Here is a 20,227-nt window from a genome sequence, read left to right on the forward strand (position 1 = left end):
CCGTGGCGCGCGGGGCCGACCAGGTGTCGCAGGCGGCGGGGGAGAGGGCCTGGTAGCCGCGCTTGAGCCACCTGACCCGCGTGACGCCCGTGCCGTGGCTGCGCCGGTGCTCGTCGTCGCCGCTGGCCCGGGTGGCGTCCAGCAGCGCCGTCCAGTCCTCGCCGGTACGGTCCAGCGACTCCCACACCGCGCCCAGGAACACCCCGGACAGGCAGTCGGCCTGCAGCTCGTAGCGGCGGCCCAGCTCCGCCTGGCGGCCGGGGCTCGCCTTGACCCGGGCCTCGTAGTGCCGTCGGATCCCGGTCAGCGACTGCAGGTGGTGGCCGTACTCGTGGGCGGCGACCTTGAGCGGGTAGAGGTCCGTGCGGTTCTCGATCCACTCGCCGGTGAGCGGGAACACCAGGGCGCGGTGGTTGGTGCAGTAGAAGGCGGCCGCGCTCTCGGGCCACGGCACGCCGCACACGCGCCGCTCGGGCTCGTCGTAGAAGCGGACCCGGGGTTCGCGGAAGCGCTTCCGGTCGGCGGCGAAGCGCGCCTTCCATGACTTATGCAGACATTTCACGACCACGCTGAGGTACTCGCGGGTCCTCGGAATCCCGCCGTGCGTGATCGCCGGCTCAGGACAGACCGCCTCCGCCAGCTTCCCGCTCCGGGCGAACGGGTCCGCGAACGAGGCTGAGTACAGGCCCGCGAACGAGGCTGAGTACAGCTCCGTGTGCGGGGCCGCTCGTGCGGGCAGGGCGGGTACGGCGGCCAGGCACAGCGCCAGCAGCGAAGATCGGACGAGCACGATCAGCCAGCCTAGGGGACGCGCGGCCTCGTCACCCCCGCCGTGAGGTGGCGAAGGTGACGATGATTGACTTCCGCCATGGATGACCTGGCATTAGTGCTGACGATCGGCGGGCTGGCGGTTTTCGCGGGGGCGGTGGTCCAGGGCGGCGTGGGGTTCGGGATGGGCCTGGTGGCGGCGCCCGTGCTGACGCTGCTGGACCCGTCGGTGATGCCGGGGGCGATCCAGGTGGCGAACCTGACGTTGCCGCTGTTCACCCTGGCCTCGGAGTGGCGGCGGGTGGACTGGCGCGGGCTCGGCTTCGCGGTGCTCGGCAGGGTGCCGGGCGGCCTCGTCGGCGGGGCCGTCGTGGTCTACATCTCCATCCACCACCTGAGCCTGTTCATCGGTGTCATGGTGCTGGTCGCGGTGGTGCTCACGGCGCGGGCGGTGAGCCTGCCGCGCAACGGGCTCACGACCACCACGGCGGGCTTCGTCTCCGGGGTCACCGGCACCGCCACCGGCATCGGCGGGCCGCCCATCGCGCTGGTCTACCAGAGCGCGAAGGGCCCGCAGATCCGGGCGACGCTCGCGATGTTCTTCTTCCTGAGCGCCGCCCAGTCGCTGGTCATCCTGGCCGCGGTCGGCCGGCTGCCGGCCCTCGCGCTCGGCACAGGGGCCGCGCTGCTGGTGCCGATGATCGCCGGGTTCCTGGTCTCGGCCCCCCTGCGCCGCTATCTCGACGGCGGCAAGGTCCGCGCCGCCGTCCTCGTGGTGGCGGCGCTGTCGGCCCTGGTCCTGATCGTCCAGACCCTGGCGAGCTCCTGAGAGGCCGGGGTCAGGAGGCCTTGCCGAGCCTGCGTACGAGCAGGGACGCGGTCTTGGCGATCACCGTCTGGTCCACCTCGGCGTCGGCGGCCCGCCGCCAGGTGTAGACGGCAATGATCACCGGGGCGCCCGACCGGGGCCAGGCGATCGCGATGTCATGGGCCGTCGCGTGGACGCCGCCGGTGCCGGTCTTGTCGCCGGAGGTCCAGCCCGCGGGCAGCCCGGCCTTGATGCGCTCGTTGCCGGTCGTGGTGGCCTTCAGCCAGCCGGTCAGCCGCTTCCTGTCGGCCGGCGCCAGGGCGTCCCCGACCGTGAGCCGCTTGAGGTCGCGGGCCATGGACGCGGGCGTGACCGTGTCGCGCCTCTCACCCGGCTTCCAGTCGTTCAGCTCGGTCTCCCAGCGGTCGAGCCGCCCCACCCGGTCGCCGAGCGAGCGGTAGTAGCGGGTCATGCCCGCGGGCCCGCCGATCTGCTTGAGCAGCACATTGGCGGCGGTGTTATCGCTCAGGGTGATGGTGGCGTGGCACAGCTGGGCCGGCGTCATCCCGTTCTTGACGTTCTCCGGCAGGCCGGAGACGGGGGAGTGGTCGACCACGTCCTTGCGCGTCCAGCGCAGCGTGCGCTCCATCAGGCCCGGATCCTCGGTGCGGGCCTTGTCCAGCACGGCGCCGCACAGGACGGCCTTGAACGTGGACAGGCTCGGGAACCGTTCGTGCGCCCGGTAGCCGAACGTCCTGCCGGTGCCCGTGTCGATGGCGAACGCGCCGATGCGTCCCCGGTAGGAGGTCTCCAGCCGGCGCAGCTCCGCGCGGAGCGCGTCCTCGCGGGCGGCCGGCGCGGCGACGGCGGCCGGGGCCGCCGTGACGCCTCCGGCGAGCGCCGTGGTCATCGCCAGGAAGGAGAGCGCGAGTTTGGCGCGGGCCCTTCGGAAGTGGTGCGGCATGGGTCAGGTCCCCCGATCAGATGGCGATCTCGTACGGGGACGAGCAGACCAGAGACCCCGGCGCGCTGTCCAATAGTGATATCGGTAACCCGTCCATATCGGGAACACCATCAGGGCAGGCAGGCGTAGCCCTGCGCGGCGCGGGCAGACGGCTCGGCATGAAGTCACGAGTCCTGACGAGGTCCGACGGCATGACGGCGCACGCGATCGTCATGGACAAGGGCGACGAGCCCATGATCGAGCTGCGGCGCTGGGCGGAGGAGCACGAGGTGACGGCGGCGGCGTTCACCGCGATCGGCGCGTTCAGCGGCGCCACGCTCGGCTACTTCGACCCCGAGCACGGCGACTACCTGCGCATCCCGGTCGAGGAACAGGTCGAGGTGCTGAGCCTGACCGGCGACATCGCGGTCGCGGACGGGCGCCCGCAGGTCCACGCGCACGTGGTCGTCGGCCTGCGGGACGGCGCCACCAGGGGCGGCCACCTGCTGGAGGCGCGGGTGTGGCCCACGCTGGAGGTCGTCGTGCAGGAGTCGCCGGCCTGGCTGCGCAAGCGCCACGACCCCGAGACCGGTCTGGCCCTGATCGACCTGTCCGGCTGACGCGGCGCTCAGCCGGACCTGAACTGGGAGATCTTGTCCTTGAACAGTGTGGTGGCGATCGACGCCCGGCGCGGCTGGCCGCGCAGGAAGGCCTGCGCGAAGTTCTTGGCCTGCTCGTAGGAGACCTTGCCGGGCATCGGCGGCTCGTCGGGGTCCACGTCCACGTCCACCAGGGCGGGACCGTCGTGCGCGAGCGCCTGGCGGACGGCCTCCTCCAGGTCGCCGGCCTCGGTGACCTTCCGGCCGTAGCCGCCGCACGAGCGCGCCCAGGCCGAGAAGTCGGCGACCGGCTCCGCGTACCGGACTCCGTGCTCCGGATAGCCGAGCACCATCTGCTCCCAGAGGATCTGGCCCAGCGCGTTGTTGTTGTTGATCACCACCTTGACCGGCAGGCCGTGCCGGACCGCGGTCAGGAACTCGGCCATCAGCATCGCGAACCCGCCGTCACCCACGTACGCGATCACCTGACGGCCGGGGAAGGCGTGCTGCATCGCGATCGCGTACGGCAGGCCGGGGGCCATCGAGGCGAGGTTGCCGGACAGGTAGAAGCCGCGCTCGCCGCGGATGGTCCAGTGCCGGGCCGCCCAGGTCGCGATCGTGCCGGAGTCGCAGGTGAGGATCGCGTCGTCGGCCGCGGCCCGGTCCAGGCAGCCGATGAGGTACTGCGGCGCGATGGGGTGGCGCCGCGGCGACTCCAGCGCCCGCATGTCGGCGCGCCAGGCGTCCATCCGCTCGGTGTAGCCGGTCAGATGGCCGCGGTCGCCGGCGCGCTTGAGCAGCGGCAGCAGGGCGCGCAGGCACTCCTTGGCGTCGCCGATCAACGGCACCTCCGTGGGCAGCCGCGCCCCGGCCCTGGCCGGGTCGGCCTCCAGCTGGACCACCCGGGCCTGGCCCGGCTCGGGCAGGTGCCGGGTGTAGGGGAAGTTCGTGCCGATCATGAACAGGGTGTCGCAGTCCTCGATGAGCTCTTCCCCGGGGCGGGTGCCGAGCAGGCCGATCCCGCCCACCGCGTACGGCGAGTCGTCGGGGATGACGGCCTTGCCGGGCAGCGTCTTGATCACCGGCGCGCCGAGGGTCTCGGCCACGGCCAGCACCTCGGCGCGGGCGTGCAGCGCCCCGGCCCCGGCCAGGATCGCGGGCCGCTCGGCCTGGTTGAGCACGTCGGCGGCGGCCCGCAGGTCCTCGTCGGCGGGCACGGCGGGCGGGCGGAGGTAGACGGCGGCGGTGGCGGGCGGGCGCGCCGGGGCGACCTGGGGGTAGGGGTCGATGCCGGCCTCGGCGACCTGCACGTCGTTCGGCAGGCTCAGGTGGGCGACCCCGCGCCGGGCGTAGGCGGTCCTGATGGCGAGGTCCACGACGCCGGGCAGCTGGGCCGGGTTGCCGACGACCAGGTTGTACTCGGCGACGTCGGCGAACACCTGCTCCAGGTGGACCTCCTGCTGGTAGCCGGTGCCCAGCAGGCTGCTCTCCTGCATGCCGGTGATCGCCAGGACCGGCTGGTGGTCCAGCTTGGCGTCGTACAGGCCGTTGAGCAGGTGGATGCCGCCGGGGCCGCTGGTGGCCAGGCAGACGCCGATCCGGCCGGTGGCCTTGGCGTGCCCGGCGGCCATGAACGCGGCCGCCTCCTCGTGCTGGACCAGGACGAAGCGGACCTTGTCGGCGTGGCGCCGCAGCCCTTCCATGATGCCGTTGATGCCGTCGCCGGGCATGCCGAAGACGGTGTCCACGCCCCACGCGGCCAGACGTTCGACGAGCAGTTCAGAAGCGATGGTTGCCATAGGGGGCGCATGCCCCACGGCGTCCGGGCAAACCTGGGCCGCGTGACGTACCGGAGCCCGCAGGCGGGGGCCGGGAAAGGTGTCGGATCGGCGTCCCTGGCGTTTCTGGATTGTTACCGGATACAACAAACTCCCCCTCTCGGAGGTCTTCCCAAGCAGTCCCCGCCGGAATACGTTGCCGCAAACAACATTCATCCGGGCCCCTCCGGAAGAAAGGACCCTGCACCATGCGCAAGGGGATCCTCAGCCTGACCGCCACGGCGGCCGCGCTTGCTCTCGGTCTTACCGCCTGCGGGGGCGACGGCGGTCAGACTTCATCGACCTCCACGGCGGAGGCGTCCGCCTCCGCCTCTCAGCAAGCGGGCAAGATCGGCGTCATCCTGCCCGACAGCAAGTCGTCGGCACGGTGGGAGACGGCGGACCGCAAGTACCTGCAAGAGGCCTTCGAGGCCGCCGGAGTCGAGTACGACATCCAGAACGCGCAGAACGACAAGACCGCGTTCCAGACCATCGCCGACCAGATGATCACCAACGGCGCCACCGTCCTGATGATCGTCAACCTCGACAGCGGCACCGGCAAGACCGTCATCGACAAGGCCAGGGCCCAGGGCGTGGCCACCATCGACTACGACCGGCTGACGCTGGGCGGCAACGCCGCCTACTACGTCAGCTTCGACAACGAGAAGGTCGGCCAGCTCCAGGGCGAGGGCCTGGTCAAGTGCCTGAGCGACAACGGCGCCGAGAAGCCCATCGTGGCCTACCTGAACGGCTCGCCGACCGACAACAACGCGACGCTGTTCAAGCAGGGCTACGACGGCGTGCTCAAGCCGAAGTTCGACGCCGGCGAGTACGTCAAGGGCCCCGAGCAGTCCGTGCCCGACTGGGACAACACCCAGGCCGGCACCCTCTTCGAGCAGATGCTGACCAGCGAGCCGAAGATCGCCGGCGTGCTCTCGGCCAACGACGGCCTGGGCAACGCCGCCATCACCGTGCTGAAGAAGAACAAGCTCAACGGCAAGGTGCCTGTCACCGGTCAGGACGCCACCGTGCAGGGGCTGCAGAACATCCTCGCGGGCGACCAGTGCATGACCGTCTACAAGGCCGTCAAGAAGGAGGCCGACGCGGCCGCCGCGCTCGCGGTCGCGCTGGCCAAGGGCGAGAAGCCGGCCGCCAGCGGCAGCGTCAAGGACCCGGAGACGGGCCAGGACGTCCCCGCCGAGCTCCTGGAGCCGCAGGCCATCTACGCCGACAACGTCAAGGACGTGGTGGCGGACGGCTACGTGACCAAGGAGGAGCTGTGCACCGGCGAGTTCGCCGAGAAGTGCACAGAGGCGGGAATCCAGTAGAACCGGCACAGGGCACGGGCCCCCCCCCCCCCCCCCCGGCCGCGCCCGCCCCGGGGCGGGCGGCCCCCCTTCTCTTTCCCGCCGCGGCGGATCGAGGCGCCGCGCCGTGTCCGGTCAGGGACCCAGCGTGGCTTCGAGGTCGTCGATGGCGGCCAGGGGCTGGGCGAGCTGCTCGCGTTCCGCCTCGGTCAGGGTGAGGGCGCGGGCCCGGGCCAGGGCGTGCCCGGCGGCGGCGTGGTCCTCGGCGCGGACGGCCAGCTCGGCCCGGTAGACCAGCGCCTCCAGCAGCTCGGCCGCCGACGCGGTGTCCTTGTCCCGCTCCAGGGCGCCGTCCAGGATCTGCGCCGCCCGCTCGTGGTCGCCGTGGGAGTCGCCCATCACGACCGCCCGGTTCAGCGAGGTGGTGAGCCTGCTCGTGGCCTCCTGCTCCGGCAGGGGGCGGGCGGCCGCGAAGCGGATCCAGTTGCCGCCGGGGTCGATGACGGCGAAACCGGAGTGGTCACCGTCGTTCTTCCGCCTGCGCGGCCGGGTCATCCGGGGGATGCCGGAGACCAGGAGCTTGCCGTGCGCCGCGCGCATGCCCGCGGCGAACGCCTCGAACAGCTTTCCGGTGTCCGGCACGACGATCACGCACGTCCCGTAGGAGTCTTCGGGCTTGAACGCCTCCGGCATGCCGAAGAAGCCCAGCTGGAGATCCTCGCGCTTGAGCAGCACGTACGGGTTCGGCCGGACCTGGTAGTAGACCCGGTGGAAACCGAGCATGGTGTAGAAGTCGGCCATCTCGTCGATGGAGCGGCAGGGGAGCAGCGGTATGGCGATCTCGTCGGCCATCGGGGGGACTCCTATTCGTCGGCCATGGTGAACGCGCCCTCTTCCAGGCGGCGGATCATCCGGTCGGTCCATTGGGCGCCGGCGTCGGCGGTGCTCAGCCACAGGGACAGCACCTCGCCCACCGGGCCCCAGGTCACCAGATCCGTGCCCTCGGGCAGGTGCGCGGTGATGCTCGCCCGCCACTCGCGCATGGCGCGGGCCCGCTCGCGCAGCAGCTCCAGGGCCCGCTCCCGGGGAAGGTCCTCGATGAGACCGACGGCGGCGCCCAGCACGTCCAGGCTCGGCTCGCGGGCGGCCAGCGCCCGGCCCAGCAGGTCGAGGTACTCCCGCTCGCCCTCCTGGGTCAGCTCGTACTCGATCCGCGGCGGCCCTCCGGCCTCGGAGGCGACCGTCTCGTGCGTCACCAGCAGGCCCTGGCCGGCCATGCTCTTGAGCGCGTGATAGACCGAGCCCGAGGTGGCGGTCGACCACTCGTGCGCGCCCCACGACTCCAGATCCGCGCGGACCTGGTAGCCATGGGCGCGCCCGCGCCTGCGCAGCGCGCCCAGGACCAGCAGCCGTACCGGCTTCATCGGACCTCCCGACCTTCACTAGCCAAATTTGGCTAGCTGCTTCGGGAGTGTACCGCACCGACAGCTTCGTCCACGCGGCTCCGGGAAGCGGCGGTCTTGCCCGGCCGGCGCGGGCATCCTAGGTTCTGCGTGTGATCGTCGACGCGCACCAGCATTTCTGGAACCCCGACACCGTCGAGTACTCGTGGCTCACCCCCGAGTCGGGGGTGCTCTACCGCACCTACGCCCCCGCCGACCTGGCCCCGGAGCTGCGGGCGGCCGGGGTGGACCGGACCGTGCTGGTGCAGGCGGCCAACTCGCTCGCCGAGACGGACGCGATGCTCGCGCACGCCGACGCCCACCCGTTCATCGCCGGAGTCGTCGGATGGATCGATCTGACCGACCCGGCCGGGGCGGCGGCGGCCCTCGACCGCTACCGGCGGCATCCGGCGTTCGTCGGCGTCCGCCACCTGATCCACGAGGAACCGGACCCCGACTGGCTGGTGCGCGACGGGGTGCTGGAGTCGCTGGGCCTGCTTGCGGCGGCCGGGCTCGCCTTCGACGTGGTGTCGCTGCTGCCCCGGCATCTGGACCACGTGGTCACCGTGGCCGAGCGCCATCCCGGGCTTAAGCTGGTCGTCGACCACCTGTCGAAGCCGCGGATCAGGGACCACGAGTGGGAGCCGTGGGCCACGAAGCTCGCGACCGCGGCCTCGTACCCGAATGTGTGCGCGAAGGTGTCAGGGCTGGTCACCGAGGCCGACCACGAGCGGTGGACGGTGGAGGACCTGCGGCCGTACGTGGACTACGCGGTCGAGCGGTTCGGCCCCGAGCGGCTGATGTTCGGCAGTGACTGGCCGGTGGTGCTGCGGGCGTCCGACTACCGGACCGTGTTCCAGGTGACGCACGCGCTGCTCGGCGGCACCGACACGGAGCAGGTCTTCGGCGGCACCGCCGTCCGCGTCTACGGCCTGGACCGGGAGGTTCGTGAGCCGTCGTGAGGGAAGGAGACCGGCGTGGCGGCCCCGCGCTGATCGACGAGGCCGGAGGCCCGGGTGGCCACCCATACCGGGGCAAGGTCCGCGTTACCGGCACGGGCACGCGTGAAACACGGTGATAATGGCCTGTCAGGTCTTCCGACCGATATAACGGCAGCGCTGGGGAGGAACTCCGTGAGCCTGCGCGACCTGGTCTACCGGCTGTACGAGCGCCGGCTGGAGGCCAAGCTGTCCAAGGACAGCATCCCCCGGCATGTCGGGGTGATCATCGATGGCAATCGCCGGTGGGCGCGCGCCATGGGCATGACCGACGTCGCCAAGGGGCATCGCAAGGGCGCCGACAAGATCTCCGAGCTGCTCACGTGGTGCCGTGAGACGGGCGTCGAGGTCGTCACCGTCTGGATGCTGTCCAACGACAACCTCAACCGGCCGCCCCACGAGCTGGAGCCGCTGCTGCGCATCATCGAGGACGTGGTCCAGGAGCTGGTCGACCAGGGCTGGCGGATCAGCCCGGTGGGAGCGCTCGACCTGTTGCCCGATCGGACGGCCAATGTCCTTAAGAATGCGAAAGAAGTGACATCACACCGTCCGGGCCTGATTGTGAACGTTGCAGTTGGGTATGGAGGAAGGCGTGAGATTGCCGATGCGGTGCGCTCACTCCTGCAAGAGCAGGCGAGCAAGGGCGCGAGCATCGAGGACCTCGTCGAGGGTCTCGATGTCGAACACATCGCGGAGCATCTCTACACGCGCGGCCAGCCCGACCCGGACCTCCTCATTCGGACCTCGGGCGAGCAGCGCCTGTCGGGCTTCATGTTGTGGCAGAGCGCTCATTCCGAGTTCTACTTCCACGAGGCCTACTGGCCTGATTTCCGCAGGGTGGACTTCCTGCGAGCCCTGCGGGATTACGCCGCGAGACACCGACGTTACGGTTCCTAACGGGACATCCTGGTACTCAGGACGTAACGTTGGAAGTGTCCGGCCAAAGGCCGGACACTCCGGAAAGGGCCCGCCTTTGCGCCGATCTCAGCCGAGGGGGCCGGAGTCCGGCGCCGACGGCTGGTCGGGGACGCGGGCCCGGTCCGATTCCCGCCTCGTCTGCAGGGTGCCCGCCCGCACGGGCACCCGGGGGAGAACGTGTGGCAGTGTCCTCGAGCAACCCTACGACCAGTCCCGCCAAGCGCACCTATGTGCTGGACACCTCGGTCCTGCTGGCCGACCCGGCGGCGATGACCCGCTTCGCGGAGCACGACGTCGTCCTGCCGATCGTCGTCATCACGGAGCTTGAGGGGAAGCGGCATCATCCGGAGCTGGGCTACTTCGCGAGAAAGGCCCTGCGCTACCTGGACGAGCTGCGCGTCGAGCACGGCCGGCTGGACGGTCCGATGCCCACCGGGGAGGGCACGATCAGGGTCGAGCTCAATCACAGCGATCCATCCATCCTTCCGGTCGGCTTCCGCCTGGGCGACAACGACACCCGCATCCTCACCGTGGCGCGCTCCCTCGCCGCCGAGGGCCAGGACGTGGTGCTCGTCTCCAAGGACCTGCCGATGCGGGTCAAGGCGGCCTCGATCGGCCTGGCGGCCGAGGAGTACCGGGCCGGGCTGGTCATCGAGTCCGGCTGGACGGGGATGGCCGAGATCCAGGTGACCACCGAGGACGTCGAGTCGCTCTTCGACTCCGGCACCGCGGACCTGGAGGAGGCCAGGGACCTGCCCGCCCACACCGGCCTGCGGCTGCTGTCGGCCAACGGCTCGGCGCTCGGCCGGGTCCAGCCCGACAAGTCGGTGCGGCTGGTGCGCGGCGACCGCGAGGTGTTCGGCCTGCACGGCCGCTCCGCCGAGCAGCGCATCGCGCTGGAGCTGCTGATGGACCCGGAGATCGGCATCGTGTCGCTGGGCGGCCGGGCCGGCACCGGGAAGTCGGCGCTCGCCCTCTGCGCGGGCCTGGAGGCCGTCCTGGAGCGCCGCCAGCACCGGAAGGTGGTCGTCTTCCGCCCGCTGTACGCGGTCGGCGGCCAGGAGCTGGGCTACCTGCCGGGCACCGAGGGCGAGAAGATGGGCCCCTGGGCGCAGGCGGTCTATGACACGCTGAGCGCCGTCACCTCGCCCGAGGTGATCGAGGAGGTGCTCGACCGCGGCATGCTGGAGGTGCTGCCGCTCACGCACATCCGCGGGCGGTCGCTGCACGACGCGTTCGTGATCGTGGACGAGGCCCAGTCGCTGGAGCGCGGCGTGCTGCTGACCGTGCTCAGCCGCATCGGCGCCAACTCCCGCGTGGTGCTCACCCACGACATCGCCCAGCGCGACAACCTGCGCGTGGGACGCCACGACGGCGTGGTCGCGGTGGTGGAGAAGCTCAAGGGCCACCCGCTGTTCGCGCACGTCACGCTGACCCGCTCGGAGCGCTCGCCCATCGCCGCGCTGGTCACCGAGATGCTGGAGGACCTCACCATCTAGCGGCTCACCTGAGCTTGCCGCACGTCAGACCGCGCTCCGTCCTCGGGGCGCGGTCTCCGTTCCTCAGGACGATCCGCACCTCCTGGACGGCGGTGTCCTGCTGGGCGGTGCAGACGATCTGGGCCATGGCGGTCCTGCTCAGCGTCCCCTCGCCCTTCACGTACACGGTCAGGGTGGAGGTCCTGGGCAGCTTCACCTCGTCGCGCTGGATCGGGTTGAGCGAGTCCTCGATGCCGTCGAAGGCGAAACCGTGCAGGGCGGTGTCCAGCTCGCCGAGCTGCTGGGTGGAGGCGGCGAACAGGGCCCGCAGGAGGCTCTCCACCGAGGCGGAGCCGACGTCGGCCGGCTCCATGGTCAGCTCGCCGTTCTTGAGCAGGTAGATGGTCTTGGACGGGGGCGGGACCTCGATGACGGGCGCCGGGGCCCGCTCGATCACGCCGGTGGGCGCGATGCCGCAGGCGACGCCGCCCAGCAGCACCGCCGCGGCGCCCAGGATCACCGCTGCGGCCCTCATGGGTGCGGGAGCCAGACCGTGAACAGCGTGCCCGGGTTCTGGGCCCGTACGGAGATCGTGCCGCCGTGCAGGTGCACGTTGGCGCGCGCGATGGACAGGCCCAGCCCGCTGCCCTGGCTGCGGGTGCGGCCCGCGCCCGCCTTGAAGAAGCGGTCGAAGACGTGCGGCATCGCCTCGGGAGGGATGCCCTTGCCGTGGTCGCGCACCTTCACCTCCAGGCCGTTCTCGGTGCCTCTGGCGCTGATCAGCACCGGCGGGGCGCCGTGCTTGAGCGCGTTGCCGACGAGGTTGGCCAGGATGACGTCGAACCGGCTCGGGTCGAGGTCGACGACGAGACCGCCGGGGGCGTTGACCCGCACCTGGTCGGTCCAGCCGCGCACCTCCAGGCAGTCCTGGACGGCGTCGGCCACGTTCACCGGCTCCAGGTGGAGGGTCGCGGTGCCGGCGTCGAACCGGCTCACCTCGATGAGGTGCTCGACCAGCTCACGCAGCCTCTCGATCTCGTGCAGCACCAGCCGCACCGCCTCCGCCGGCGCCTCGGGCAGCCGGTTGGCCTCCTCGTAGAGCATGTCGGCCACCGCGGTCATCGCGGTCAGCGGGGTGCGCAGCTCGTGCGAGACGTCGGCGACGAACCGGCGCGACATGGCCTCCAGAGAGCGCAGCTCCGACACGCTCAGCTCCAGCGCCGCCGCCGCGTCGTTGAACCGGGCGGTCAGCTCGGCCAGCTCGTCCTGGCCGCGCACGGGCAGGCGGGTGTCCAGGCGGCCCTGGCCGAGGGCCTGCGCCGCCGCGCTGAGCCGGGCGACGGGCCGCAGCACCTGCCGGGCCGACAGCAGCCCCAGCACCAGGGCGATGAGCACGATGGCCACCCCACCCTGGGCCATCGTGGTGCGCAGGGTGGCGAGCTGGCTCTCCTCGTCGCGCATCGGGAAGAAGACGAACGCGCGCAGGCCGGTGGCCTCGGGCTCCTGGCCGTTGTCGCGGTAGACGGCGGAGCCGACGATGAGCCAGAGCTCGTTGCGCACCATCTTGCGCTGGGTGACGACGAACCGCTTGGCCCGGCCGTGCAGCTCGTTGGGCACGTCGTTCAGCGTCATCGGGCCCTCGGCGTGCAGCAGGTCGCCGTACTCGATGACGACGTTGCGCCCGGGCCCGTCCAGCGCGTCGGCGAGCGCGGCCAGCTCCCGGATGCCGGGCTTCGCCTCGCCCTGCCTGAGCCTGCCGATGGGGAAGGTGATCCGGTTGAGCTCCCTGGTCACCAGGTCGATGGCGGTGTCCTCGGCCCGTTTGACCAGCGCCGACTTGGCCAGTTCGAAGCCGATCGTGGCCACCAGGACGGAGGCGGCCATGGCGACCATGGTGAAGAAGAAGACCAGGCGGGCCCGGAACCCGGCGGGCAGCCTGATCACGGGGGGCTGAACCGGTAACCGAAGCCGCGCACCGTGTGGATGAACACCGGCTCGGCGGGTTTCGGCTCGATCTTCGCCCGTACCCGCTGCACGCAGGCGTCGACCAGGCGGGAGTCGGCGACGTGGGTGTGGTCCCAGACCGAGCGCAGCAGGTAGCGCCGGTTGAGCACCTGCCCGGGGTGGCGGACCAGCTCCAGCAGCAGGCGCAGCTCGGTCGGCGTCAGGTGGATCTCCTTGCCGCTCAGCGTGACCTTGAGCGCGCCCCGGTCGATGACCAGGTCGCCGAACGTGATCCGGTCGGAGGCGGCGGATTCGGCCCTGCGCAGGATGGCCCTGATGCGGGCGTCCAGGACGCGCGGCTCGACCGGCTTGACCACGTAGTCGTCCGCGCCCGCCTCCAGGCCGACCACGATGTCGAGGTCGTCGCCGCGCGCGGTGAGGAGGATCACGGGGAGCTGGTCGAGCTTGCGGATGCGCCGGCACACCTCGATGCCGTCGATCCCGGGCAGCATGACGTCCAGGATGGCGATCTCGGGGCGGCGGGCCCTGACGTGGTCGAGCGCCTCCTCGCCGGTGGTGTACGAGGTGACGGAGTGCCCTTGGCGGGCCAGCGCGAGTTCGAGCGCTGTGCGGACCGAGGGGTCGTCTTCGACGAGGAGGATGCCAGCCACGGGCACATTATCGGGCTATGCCGTGTATGCCCGCATTCCGTGACGCAACTGTGACGTGGCGCACATACTCTGCGGAATCGCTTCGCTCGCACCGGAAACAGGCCGCGCCTCCCGAAGCGTCCGCGAACGGTCGGCGAGCCTGGTGTGACGAAAATCACACGTATCAGAAAGCCGGGCTTACCTGCTGGTTAGCCAAGGGAGTGCCAAACGAATCCACCGTTTCGGTTGCGGACCACCCCCTGAGTCAGGGCAAGCTCATGGACCGTGAGCCCAGGTCCGAGAGTGAGCGAGCGCCCCACGCGCCAAGCCGAGCGCGCCGCGCGCAAGCGTTCGCGGCTGAGCCCGAAGCGAGTGGTGATCATCGGCCTGTCCGCCGTGGTCGTGTTCGGCGGAGGCGGGTTCGTCGCCTACCGCGCCGTCGAGAACGCCAACCGCCCGGTCTCCGAAGGCCCCTCGCTGGACGAGCTGGCCCGCCTGGCCAGCGGCGACCTGTCCGGCGCCGACCCCGAGACCGACCAGCTCAAGGCCGCCGCCGTGCAGGCGTGGAAGGCCGACAGGCTGAAGGAGGGGCGCGAGGACAACGACCCCCTCGACCCCATCGTCGTCAAGGAGAAGGCGCCCGGCGGCGACGGCTTCCCGCCCGCCAACTTCCCGCCCGGCAGCACCCCCTCGCCCGGCTCCAACAAGGCCGTCGCCAAGGAGATGCTCAGCTCGTTCGGCTTCGGCGCCGACCAGTGGGGCTGCCTGGAGAGGCTCTGGCACAAGGAGAGCGGCTGGAACGAGCGGGCGATGAACCGCTACTCCGGCGCGTACGGCATCCCGCAGTCGCTGCCCGGCACCAAGATGGCCAGCGCGGGCGCCGACTGGCAGACCAACCCCGCCACCCAGATCAAGTGGGGTCTCGGCTACATCAAGGGCCGCTACGGCACCCCGTGCGGGGCGTGGGGGCACTCGCAGGCCAGGGGATGGTATTAACAAGCCATCTTTCCTCCTGTAATCGGCAAGCCGCTCCGCCCGCACGGAAAGGACCACGCACCCTGGCCGCATGGGTGTGAAGGTCAGTGTGATCGTCAATGTCCACAACCCGGGTGATTCAGCCGATCCGTGCATCCGCTCCACGCTGGAGCAGAGCCTGCCGGCGGACGCATACGAAGTGATCTTCGTGGACGACGGGTCCACGGACGGGATCGCGGAACGGCTCGACACCATCGCCGCTGTGCGCAGGAACGTGCGCGTGCTGCACCTGCCGCACACGGGCTCCCCCATGCGCGGCCGCAACGTCGGCCTCGCCGCGGCCAAAGGCGAGTACGTCTTCCTCCTCGGCCAGCAGGACCGGCTGGCGCGCGAGGCGCTGGAGCGCATGTACGAGCGGGCCGTGGAGGCCGACGCCGACGTGCTCGCCGGCCGGCTGGTGCGCGACGGCGGGCCGCCGATGACCGCCTTCGACCACAGCAAGGCCCGCGCCGACATCCTGCGCGACCGGCTGCTCACCCTGCTCACCCCGCACAAGCTCTACCGCCGCGCCTTCCTGGAGGAGCACGAGCTCGGCTTCGCCGTGCCCGGCGGCGCCATCGCCGAGCAGGCGTTCGTGGTCCGCGCCTACCTGCGGGCCAAGGTCATCGCGGTGCTGGCCGAGCACGTCTGCTGCCACCTGGGCGCCCGCGAGGTGATCGCCGAGGAGCCGCGCACCGCCGTGCGCGAGCTGCGGGCCCTGCTGCGCGACATCGACGGGTACGTGGGCGAGGGCCGCCAGCGCGACCGCATGTACGCCTACTGGTTCCGTTCGGCGGTGCTGCGGCCGTTCCTGACGACCGCGTTCGCCGACTCCTCGATCGACCGCGGCGCGTACTTCCGCATGGTCGAGGAACTCGTCACCGAGCGCTTCCCCGAGCGGCTGGACCGCTACCTGCCCGTCCAGCTCAGGGCCGTGGCCGCGCTCATCAGGGCCGGGCGGCTGGACCAGCTCGTCATGCTGGCCAACTCCTCGGGGCGGGCCGGGCTGCGCGCCGACCTGACCGAGGTCCGCTGGGACGCGCACGTGCTGGTGCTCGGGCTGAGCGTGGAGGTGCTGAACGGGGAGGGCCGCCCGGAGCGGTTCCTGACGGACGGCGACCGGCTGTTCTGGAAGCCGCCGCGCGCCGTGGACGCCAGGCTGCTGCCGGAGAGCGTGCTCGACGTCACCGGCGCCGTCGAACGCGCCCGCATCGAGGTCTACCTGCGCCACGCCGGCACCGGTGACGTGCATTTCCTGCCGGTCGCGTACCAGGTGGACAGGGCCCAGGACGGACGCAGGCACGCCCGGGTGCGGATCCTCGGCGAGGCCAGGGTGGACGTGACCGCGGCCGCGCACGGCGAGCCGCTGCGGCCCGGCGAGTGGGAGGTCCACGTGCGCATGTTCGGCGGCGCGCACCAGGCCAGGAGCCGGGTGCGGCGGCCGGACGGCCCGCTCAACTGCCTCGGCGTGCTCGCCCAGCGGCCCAGGACGCGGCTGGTGGTGCCGTGCTGGACGGACACGGGGGAGCTGGGGCTGGCCGTCGAGCCGCGCTCGTTCACCGAGTCGATCGCGCTGGTGTCCCCGGGGGTGGACGTCAAGCTGCTCGGCGAGCACCTGTGGGTGGTGCTGCCCGTGCCGTACGTGCCGCCCAGCGGCGGCCCGCCGCTGGAGCTGGTGCTGCGCACGGCCGGACGGCGCGAGCGCGAGGTGTCGGCCCCCGCGCTGGTCGAGGCGGGCGTGCCCGGCAGGCTGGCCGGCCAGCTCGTGGCCAAGGTGCCGGTCAAGCGGAGGATGCCCGGCAGGGACAGTCTGGGACCGGGCGTCTGGCTGGCGACGCTGCGCGACGCGGAGGAGGAGCTCGGGCTGCGGTTCGCGGTGGAGCTGCGGCACGGCAGGGCGGTGGCGCGGCCCGCCACGGCCGTCACTCCGGAACGGCGCTTCCCGCTCGGCCGCGACACCGCCTGGCTGCGGCTGGCCCGCCGCCTGCCCGGCGCGCGCCGGGTGGTCCGGCTGGCGCGCGCGGGCAGGCACCGCTACCTCAAGGACTGACCGCGGGCGCGCCACCCGCGTTCTCCCCGAGCCGGTGCAGCCGGAGCGCGAGCTGGAGCTCCAGCGCCCGGCCCGGCTCCTGCCGGCCGTCGCCGAGCAGCCTGCCGACGCGGTCCAGCCCCGCGTGCGGGGACCTAGGCGGGCCGGGTCATGGACAGGACGTCCAGGGCGGCGTCGAGCTGGGCCTCCGTCAGGGTTCCCGCGGCGACGTGGCCGCGTTCGACGACCACCTCGCGGATCGTCCTGCGCTCCGCGAGCGCCTGCTTGGCGATCTTGGCCGCCTCCTCGTAGCCGACGTACCGGTTGAGCGGGGTGACGATCGAGGGGGAGGACTCGGCGTACTCGCGCAGGCGGTCGACGTCGGCGGTGATGCCGGAGACGCAGCGGTCGGCCAGGAGGCGGGAGACGGCGGCCAGCAGCCGGATGGACTCCAGGATGTTGCGGGCGATGAGCGGGAGCTGGACGTTCAGCTCGAAGGAGCCGGAGGCGCCGGCGAAGGTGATGGCGGCGTCGTTCCCGATGACCTGGGCGGCGACCATGGCCGTGGCCTCGGGGATGACCGGGTTGACCTTGCCTGGCATGATCGACGAGCCCGGCTGCAGGTCGGGCAGGTTGATCTCGCCGAGACCCGCGCGGGGCCCCGAGCCCATCCACCGCAGGTCATTGACGATCTTGTTCAGCGACACGGCCACGACCTTGAGCTGGCCGGACAGCTCGACGATGGAGTCCTGCGCGCTCTGCGCCTCGAAGTGGTCGGCCGCCTCACGGAAGCCGAGTCCGGTGGCCTCGCGCAGTTTGGCGATCGCCTTCTCGGCGAACCCCGGCGGCGTGTTGATGCCGGTGCCGACCGCGGTGCCGCCCAGCGGGAGCTCCAGCACGTGGTCCAGGGCCCGCCGCACCCGGACCACGCCGTGCTCCACCTGGGTGGCGTAACCGCCGAACTCCTGGCCCAGGGTGACCGGCGTGGCGTCCATCAGGTGGGTCCGCCCCGCCTTCACCACGTCGTCGAACTCGGCCGCCTTGGTCCGCAGCGCGATCGCCAGGTGCTCCAGCGAGGGCAGCAGATGGAAGGAGACCTCGGTGGCCGCCGCCACGTGGATCGAGGTCGGGAACACGTCGTTGGACGACTGGGAGGCGTTGACATGGTCGTTCGGGTGAACCGGGCGGCCCAGCCGCTCCTCGGCCAGCGTGGCGATGACCTCGTTGGCGTTCATGTTGGACGAGGTGCCCGACCCCGTCTGGAACACGTCCACGGGGAAATGGGCGTCGTGCTCGTTCTCCGCCACGTCGGCCGCCGCCTGGGCGATGGCCTCGGCCAACTCCTCGTCGATCACCCCCAGCTCGCCGTTGACCTCGGCGGCCACCGCCTTGACCAGGCCGAGCGCGGCTATGTGGGAGGGCTCGAGCGCCCGGCCGGAGATGGGGAAGTTCTCCACCGCTCGCTGGGTCTGCGCACGCCACTTCGCACCGGCGGGCACGCGCACCTCGCCCATCGAGTCGTATTCAACGCGATACTCGCTCATGCCTCCCAGTGTTACCCACGGAAAGCCGGTCAGTTCGTCAGCAGCGCCACGACCAGGATCACGATCACCACGGCGGCCGCGGCCGCGACGCCCATGAGCACCAGCATGCCGGTGCGGTTGCTCGGGGGCTGCTGCTCCATGCCGGCGATGGAGAACAGGTCGGTGCCCAGACCGGGCCCGTCGTTCGCCTCGGGCGGCCGGCGCGGCGGGAACGGCGGCTGCCGCGGGCCCTGCTGCGGCGGACCCTGGGGACCGGGCTGCTGCGGGTACGGCGTTGACTGCGGGGCCGAGTGCGGTGCCGAGTGCGGGGCCGAGTGCGGGGCCGGGTGGGGGGTCGAGTGCGGGGTGGGCTGCGGGCCCGACGGCTGCGGCGCCGGTCCGGGCCGCCGGCCGGGCTGGTCCTGGGGGGCGGGCGGGTAGACCTGGGTGCCGGGGGAGTCGAGCGGGTTGCGGGGCAGCCGGGTGGTGGCGAAGGCGCCCTCGTCGGACTGCCCCCCCTGCTGCCGCCCGTCCTGCTGCCGCGCGCCCGGGGAGCCCGGCGACTGGGGGAGCGGGGTCTTGGGGCGCATCATGCTGATCGTGCGCTCGGGGTCCTGCGGGCGGTCGGGCTGCCCGCCGGTGGGCGGGCCGCCGAACGCGTCGCGCCCCTCACCGTACGGACCGCCCCCACCGGCCCCGGCCCGGCCGTACGGGTCGGTCCCGGCCGAGGGGCCCGTGCCGTACGGGTCCCCGCCTGACGGTCCTGTGCCGTACGGGTCGCCGCCCGAGGGCCCTGTGCCGTAGGGGTTCGCGCCCGATGGTCCCGTGCCGTACGGGTCGGCGCCCGATGGTCCCGTGCCGTAGGGGTCGGCGGCCGGTGGGCCGGAGCCGAACGGGCTCGGGCCGGCGGGGTGGGGGCCGCCGCGCGCGGCCGGAGCCTGCGGGTACGGGCGGTCACCGGCGCCGGGACCGGCGCTGAAGTGGTTGAGACCGCCGGCCGGCACCCCGGAGGGGCCGCCGGGCCCGTCTGCCTGGGCGGGGCCGCCGGCCGGAACCGGGCCGGACGGCCGCGGAGAGGAGCCGGGACGGGAGGCGTGGGGCACGGAGGGCTCCTGGTCGGCGAAGGTCTCGGCCGCGACCGCCGGCATCTCGCTGGTGGGCGTATCGGCGACCATCCGCAGCATGGTCTCCGCCTGGGCGGCGTTCAACCGGCGCTTGTGATCCTTGATCAGCAGCCCGTCCAGCACCGGCCGCAGCGGCCCGGCCTGGGTGGGCGGATCGGCGTTCTCGCTGAGCAGCGCCGCCAGCGTCTCGGCGATGGTGGAGCGCTCGTACGCGGGACGGCCCTCGACGGCGAAGTAGAGCGTCGCCCCGAGCGACCAGAGGTCGGACTCGGGGCCGGTGTACTCGCCTCTGGCACGTTCCGGCGCGGTGTAGCCGGGGGAGCCGATGACCATGCCGGTCCTGGTCAGCCTCGGATCGCCCTCGGCCCTGGCGATGCCGAAGTCGGTGAGCACCACGCGCCCGGTCTCGGTGATGAGCACGTTGCCGGGCTTGACGTCGCGGTGGGTGATGCCCTGGGCGTGCGCGGCGCGCAGCGCGCCGAGCAGGTCGACGCCGATCTCCGCGACCAGCCGGGGCGGCAGCGGCCCCTCCTCGTCGATGACCTGCTCCATCGAGCGGCCCTCGACGAGCTCCATGATGATCCACGGCCGGTCGGCGTGCACGATCACGTCATGGATGGCGGCGACGGCCGGGTGGTTGACGCGCGAGGCGATGCGGCCTTCGCGGACCATGCGTTCGCGCAGCTCGGCGCGCTGCTCGTCGGTGAGGCCCGAGTCCTGGCGGATCTCCTTGACCGCGACGTCGCGGCCGAGCACACGGTCATGGGCGCGCCACACGGTGCCCATGGTGCCGCGGCCGAGTGGCGCGATGAGCTCGTACCGCTCCGCGAGCAGGTGCGTCTGCTGTTCCGGCATGAGAAGACGA

The 20,227-nt window shown here is 71.9% G+C and carries 18 protein-coding genes; 8 read left to right on the top strand and 10 right to left on the bottom strand.

The genetic code is table 11. The features are described 5' to 3' along the window. A partial coding sequence (locus tag OUY22_RS19790; protein WP_270156521.1) for a neutral zinc metallopeptidase occupies positions 1 to 790 on the bottom strand: 790 nt, incomplete at its 3' end. A gap of 78 nt (positions 791 to 868) precedes the next feature. Between OUY22_RS19790 and OUY22_RS19795 the strand changes: the two genes are divergently transcribed. After that, positions 869 to 1,597, top strand: a complete 729-nt coding sequence (locus OUY22_RS19795; RefSeq protein ID WP_270156522.1) for a sulfite exporter TauE/SafE family protein — start codon at positions 869 to 871, stop codon at positions 1,595 to 1,597. A gap of 10 nt (positions 1,598 to 1,607) precedes the next feature. Here OUY22_RS19795 and bla read toward each other — a convergent pair whose 3' ends face one another. After that, positions 1,608 to 2,486, bottom strand: a complete 879-nt coding sequence (bla, locus tag OUY22_RS19800) for a class A beta-lactamase (protein ID WP_408638182.1) — start codon at positions 2,484 to 2,486, stop codon at positions 1,608 to 1,610. Between the two features lie 212 nt (positions 2,487 to 2,698). Here bla and OUY22_RS19805 point away from each other — a divergent pair, with 212 nt between their 5' ends. Beyond that, the gene (locus OUY22_RS19805; protein WP_270156524.1) at positions 2,699 to 3,139 is read left to right on the top strand and encodes a PPC domain-containing DNA-binding protein; all 441 of its coding nucleotides are present in this window, start codon (positions 2,699 to 2,701) and stop codon (positions 3,137 to 3,139) included. A gap of 8 nt (positions 3,140 to 3,147) precedes the next feature. Here OUY22_RS19805 and OUY22_RS19810 read toward each other — a convergent pair whose 3' ends face one another. Further along, complete coding sequence (locus tag OUY22_RS19810) at positions 3,148 to 4,917, bottom strand: thiamine pyrophosphate-dependent enzyme (RefSeq protein WP_270156525.1); 1,770 nt, start codon at positions 4,915 to 4,917, stop codon at positions 3,148 to 3,150. Positions 4,918 to 5,144: 227 nt separating this feature from the next. On the opposite strand from OUY22_RS19810, the gene OUY22_RS19815 reads away from it, so the two are divergent. Continuing rightward, positions 5,145 to 6,263, top strand: coding sequence for a sugar ABC transporter substrate-binding protein (locus OUY22_RS19815; protein WP_270156526.1), 1,119 nt, complete (start codon positions 5,145 to 5,147; stop codon positions 6,261 to 6,263). Between the two features lie 114 nt (positions 6,264 to 6,377). On the opposite strand, the gene OUY22_RS19820 is transcribed toward OUY22_RS19815, so the two are convergent. Beyond that, entirely contained in the window at positions 6,378 to 7,094 is a 717-nt protein-coding gene (locus tag OUY22_RS19820) for a VOC family protein (RefSeq protein WP_270156527.1), read from the bottom strand. An 11-nt stretch (positions 7,095 to 7,105) separates the two neighbouring features. Next, the gene (locus tag OUY22_RS19825; protein WP_270156528.1) at positions 7,106 to 7,666 is read right to left on the bottom strand and encodes a PadR family transcriptional regulator; all 561 of its coding nucleotides are present in this window, start codon (positions 7,664 to 7,666) and stop codon (positions 7,106 to 7,108) included. A 131-nt stretch (positions 7,667 to 7,797) separates the two neighbouring features. Here OUY22_RS19825 and OUY22_RS19830 point away from each other — a divergent pair, with 131 nt between their 5' ends. From OUY22_RS19830 to OUY22_RS19840, 3 genes are all read left to right on the top strand, one after another. Beyond that, the gene (locus OUY22_RS19830) at positions 7,798 to 8,646 is read left to right on the top strand and encodes an amidohydrolase family protein (protein ID WP_270156529.1); all 849 of its coding nucleotides are present in this window, start codon (positions 7,798 to 7,800) and stop codon (positions 8,644 to 8,646) included. Between the two features lie 171 nt (positions 8,647 to 8,817). Further along, entirely contained in the window at positions 8,818 to 9,579 is a 762-nt protein-coding gene (locus OUY22_RS19835) for an isoprenyl transferase (protein ID WP_270156530.1), read from the top strand. Between the two features lie 200 nt (positions 9,580 to 9,779). Next, entirely contained in the window at positions 9,780 to 11,099 is a 1,320-nt protein-coding gene (locus tag OUY22_RS19840; RefSeq protein WP_270156531.1) for a PhoH family protein, read from the top strand. 4 nt (positions 11,100 to 11,103) lie between these two features. Here the strand turns inward: OUY22_RS19840 and OUY22_RS19845 are convergent, their stop codons facing one another. From OUY22_RS19845 to OUY22_RS19855, 3 genes are read right to left on the bottom strand one after another with little or no spacing between them, the layout of a single operon-like run. Next, the gene (locus OUY22_RS19845) at positions 11,104 to 11,613 is read right to left on the bottom strand and encodes a hypothetical protein (RefSeq protein ID WP_270156532.1); all 510 of its coding nucleotides are present in this window, start codon (positions 11,611 to 11,613) and stop codon (positions 11,104 to 11,106) included. Further along, on the bottom strand, positions 11,610 to 13,022 hold the full coding sequence (locus OUY22_RS19850; protein ID WP_270156533.1) for a sensor histidine kinase: 1,413 nt from the start codon (positions 13,020 to 13,022) through the stop codon (positions 11,610 to 11,612). The genes OUY22_RS19845 and OUY22_RS19850 overlap by 4 nt, the downstream gene beginning before the upstream one ends. Continuing rightward, a complete protein-coding gene (locus OUY22_RS19855) occupies positions 13,019 to 13,693 on the bottom strand; it encodes a response regulator transcription factor (protein ID WP_270156534.1) in 675 nt (224 codons plus the stop codon). The genes OUY22_RS19850 and OUY22_RS19855 overlap by 4 nt, the downstream gene beginning before the upstream one ends. A 282-nt stretch (positions 13,694 to 13,975) precedes the next feature. On the opposite strand from OUY22_RS19855, the gene OUY22_RS19860 reads away from it, so the two are divergent. Next, positions 13,976 to 14,668: an aggregation-promoting factor C-terminal-like domain-containing protein gene (locus OUY22_RS19860; RefSeq protein ID WP_270156535.1), complete on the top strand. Its 693-nt coding sequence runs from the start codon at positions 13,976 to 13,978 to the stop codon at positions 14,666 to 14,668. A 70-nt stretch (positions 14,669 to 14,738) separates the two neighbouring features. Continuing rightward, on the top strand, positions 14,739 to 16,736 hold the full coding sequence (locus OUY22_RS19865) for a glycosyltransferase family 2 protein (RefSeq protein WP_270156536.1): 1,998 nt from the start codon (positions 14,739 to 14,741) through the stop codon (positions 16,734 to 16,736). A 134-nt stretch (positions 16,737 to 16,870) separates the two neighbouring features. On the opposite strand, the gene OUY22_RS19870 is transcribed toward OUY22_RS19865, so the two are convergent. Both OUY22_RS19870 and OUY22_RS19875 read right to left on the bottom strand, forming a co-directional pair. Further along, positions 16,871 to 18,259: a class II fumarate hydratase gene (locus OUY22_RS19870; RefSeq protein ID WP_270156537.1), complete on the bottom strand. Its 1,389-nt coding sequence runs from the start codon at positions 18,257 to 18,259 to the stop codon at positions 16,871 to 16,873. A gap of 29 nt (positions 18,260 to 18,288) precedes the next feature. Next, positions 18,289 to 20,217: a serine/threonine protein kinase gene (locus OUY22_RS19875; protein ID WP_270156538.1), complete on the bottom strand. Its 1,929-nt coding sequence runs from the start codon at positions 20,215 to 20,217 to the stop codon at positions 18,289 to 18,291. Between the last annotated feature and the right edge of the window lie 10 nt (positions 20,218 to 20,227).

This window comes from Nonomuraea corallina (assembly GCF_027620315.1).
Taxonomy (GTDB): domain Bacteria; phylum Actinomycetota; class Actinomycetes; order Streptosporangiales; family Streptosporangiaceae; genus Nonomuraea; species Nonomuraea corallina.

Bases quoted from the DNA above. Each gene is read 5' to 3' on its own strand.
- OUY22_RS19845 (WP_270156532.1), bottom strand. From the start codon at position 11,613: ATGAGGGCCGCAGCGGTGATCCTGGGCGCCGCGGCGGTGCTGCTGGGC.
- OUY22_RS19795 (WP_270156522.1), top strand. From the start codon at position 869: ATGGATGACCTGGCATTAGTGCTGACGATCGGCGGGCTGGCGGTTTTC.
- OUY22_RS19805 (WP_270156524.1), top strand. From the start codon at position 2,699: ATGAAGTCACGAGTCCTGACGAGGTCCGACGGCATGACGGCGCACGCG.
- OUY22_RS19825 (WP_270156528.1), bottom strand. From the start codon at position 7,666: ATGAAGCCGGTACGGCTGCTGGTCCTGGGCGCGCTGCGCAGGCGCGGG.
- bla (WP_408638182.1), bottom strand. From the start codon at position 2,486: ATGACCACGGCGCTCGCCGGAGGCGTCACGGCGGCCCCGGCCGCCGTC.
- OUY22_RS19820 (WP_270156527.1), bottom strand. From the start codon at position 7,094: ATGGCCGACGAGATCGCCATACCGCTGCTCCCCTGCCGCTCCATCGAC.
- OUY22_RS19865 (WP_270156536.1), top strand. From the start codon at position 14,739: ATGGGTGTGAAGGTCAGTGTGATCGTCAATGTCCACAACCCGGGTGAT.
- OUY22_RS19810 (WP_270156525.1), bottom strand. From the start codon at position 4,917: ATGGCAACCATCGCTTCTGAACTGCTCGTCGAACGTCTGGCCGCGTGG.
- OUY22_RS19875 (WP_270156538.1), bottom strand. From the start codon at position 20,217: ATGCCGGAACAGCAGACGCACCTGCTCGCGGAGCGGTACGAGCTCATC.
- OUY22_RS19870 (WP_270156537.1), bottom strand. From the start codon at position 18,259: ATGAGCGAGTATCGCGTTGAATACGACTCGATGGGCGAGGTGCGCGTG.
- OUY22_RS19815 (WP_270156526.1), top strand. From the start codon at position 5,145: ATGCGCAAGGGGATCCTCAGCCTGACCGCCACGGCGGCCGCGCTTGCT.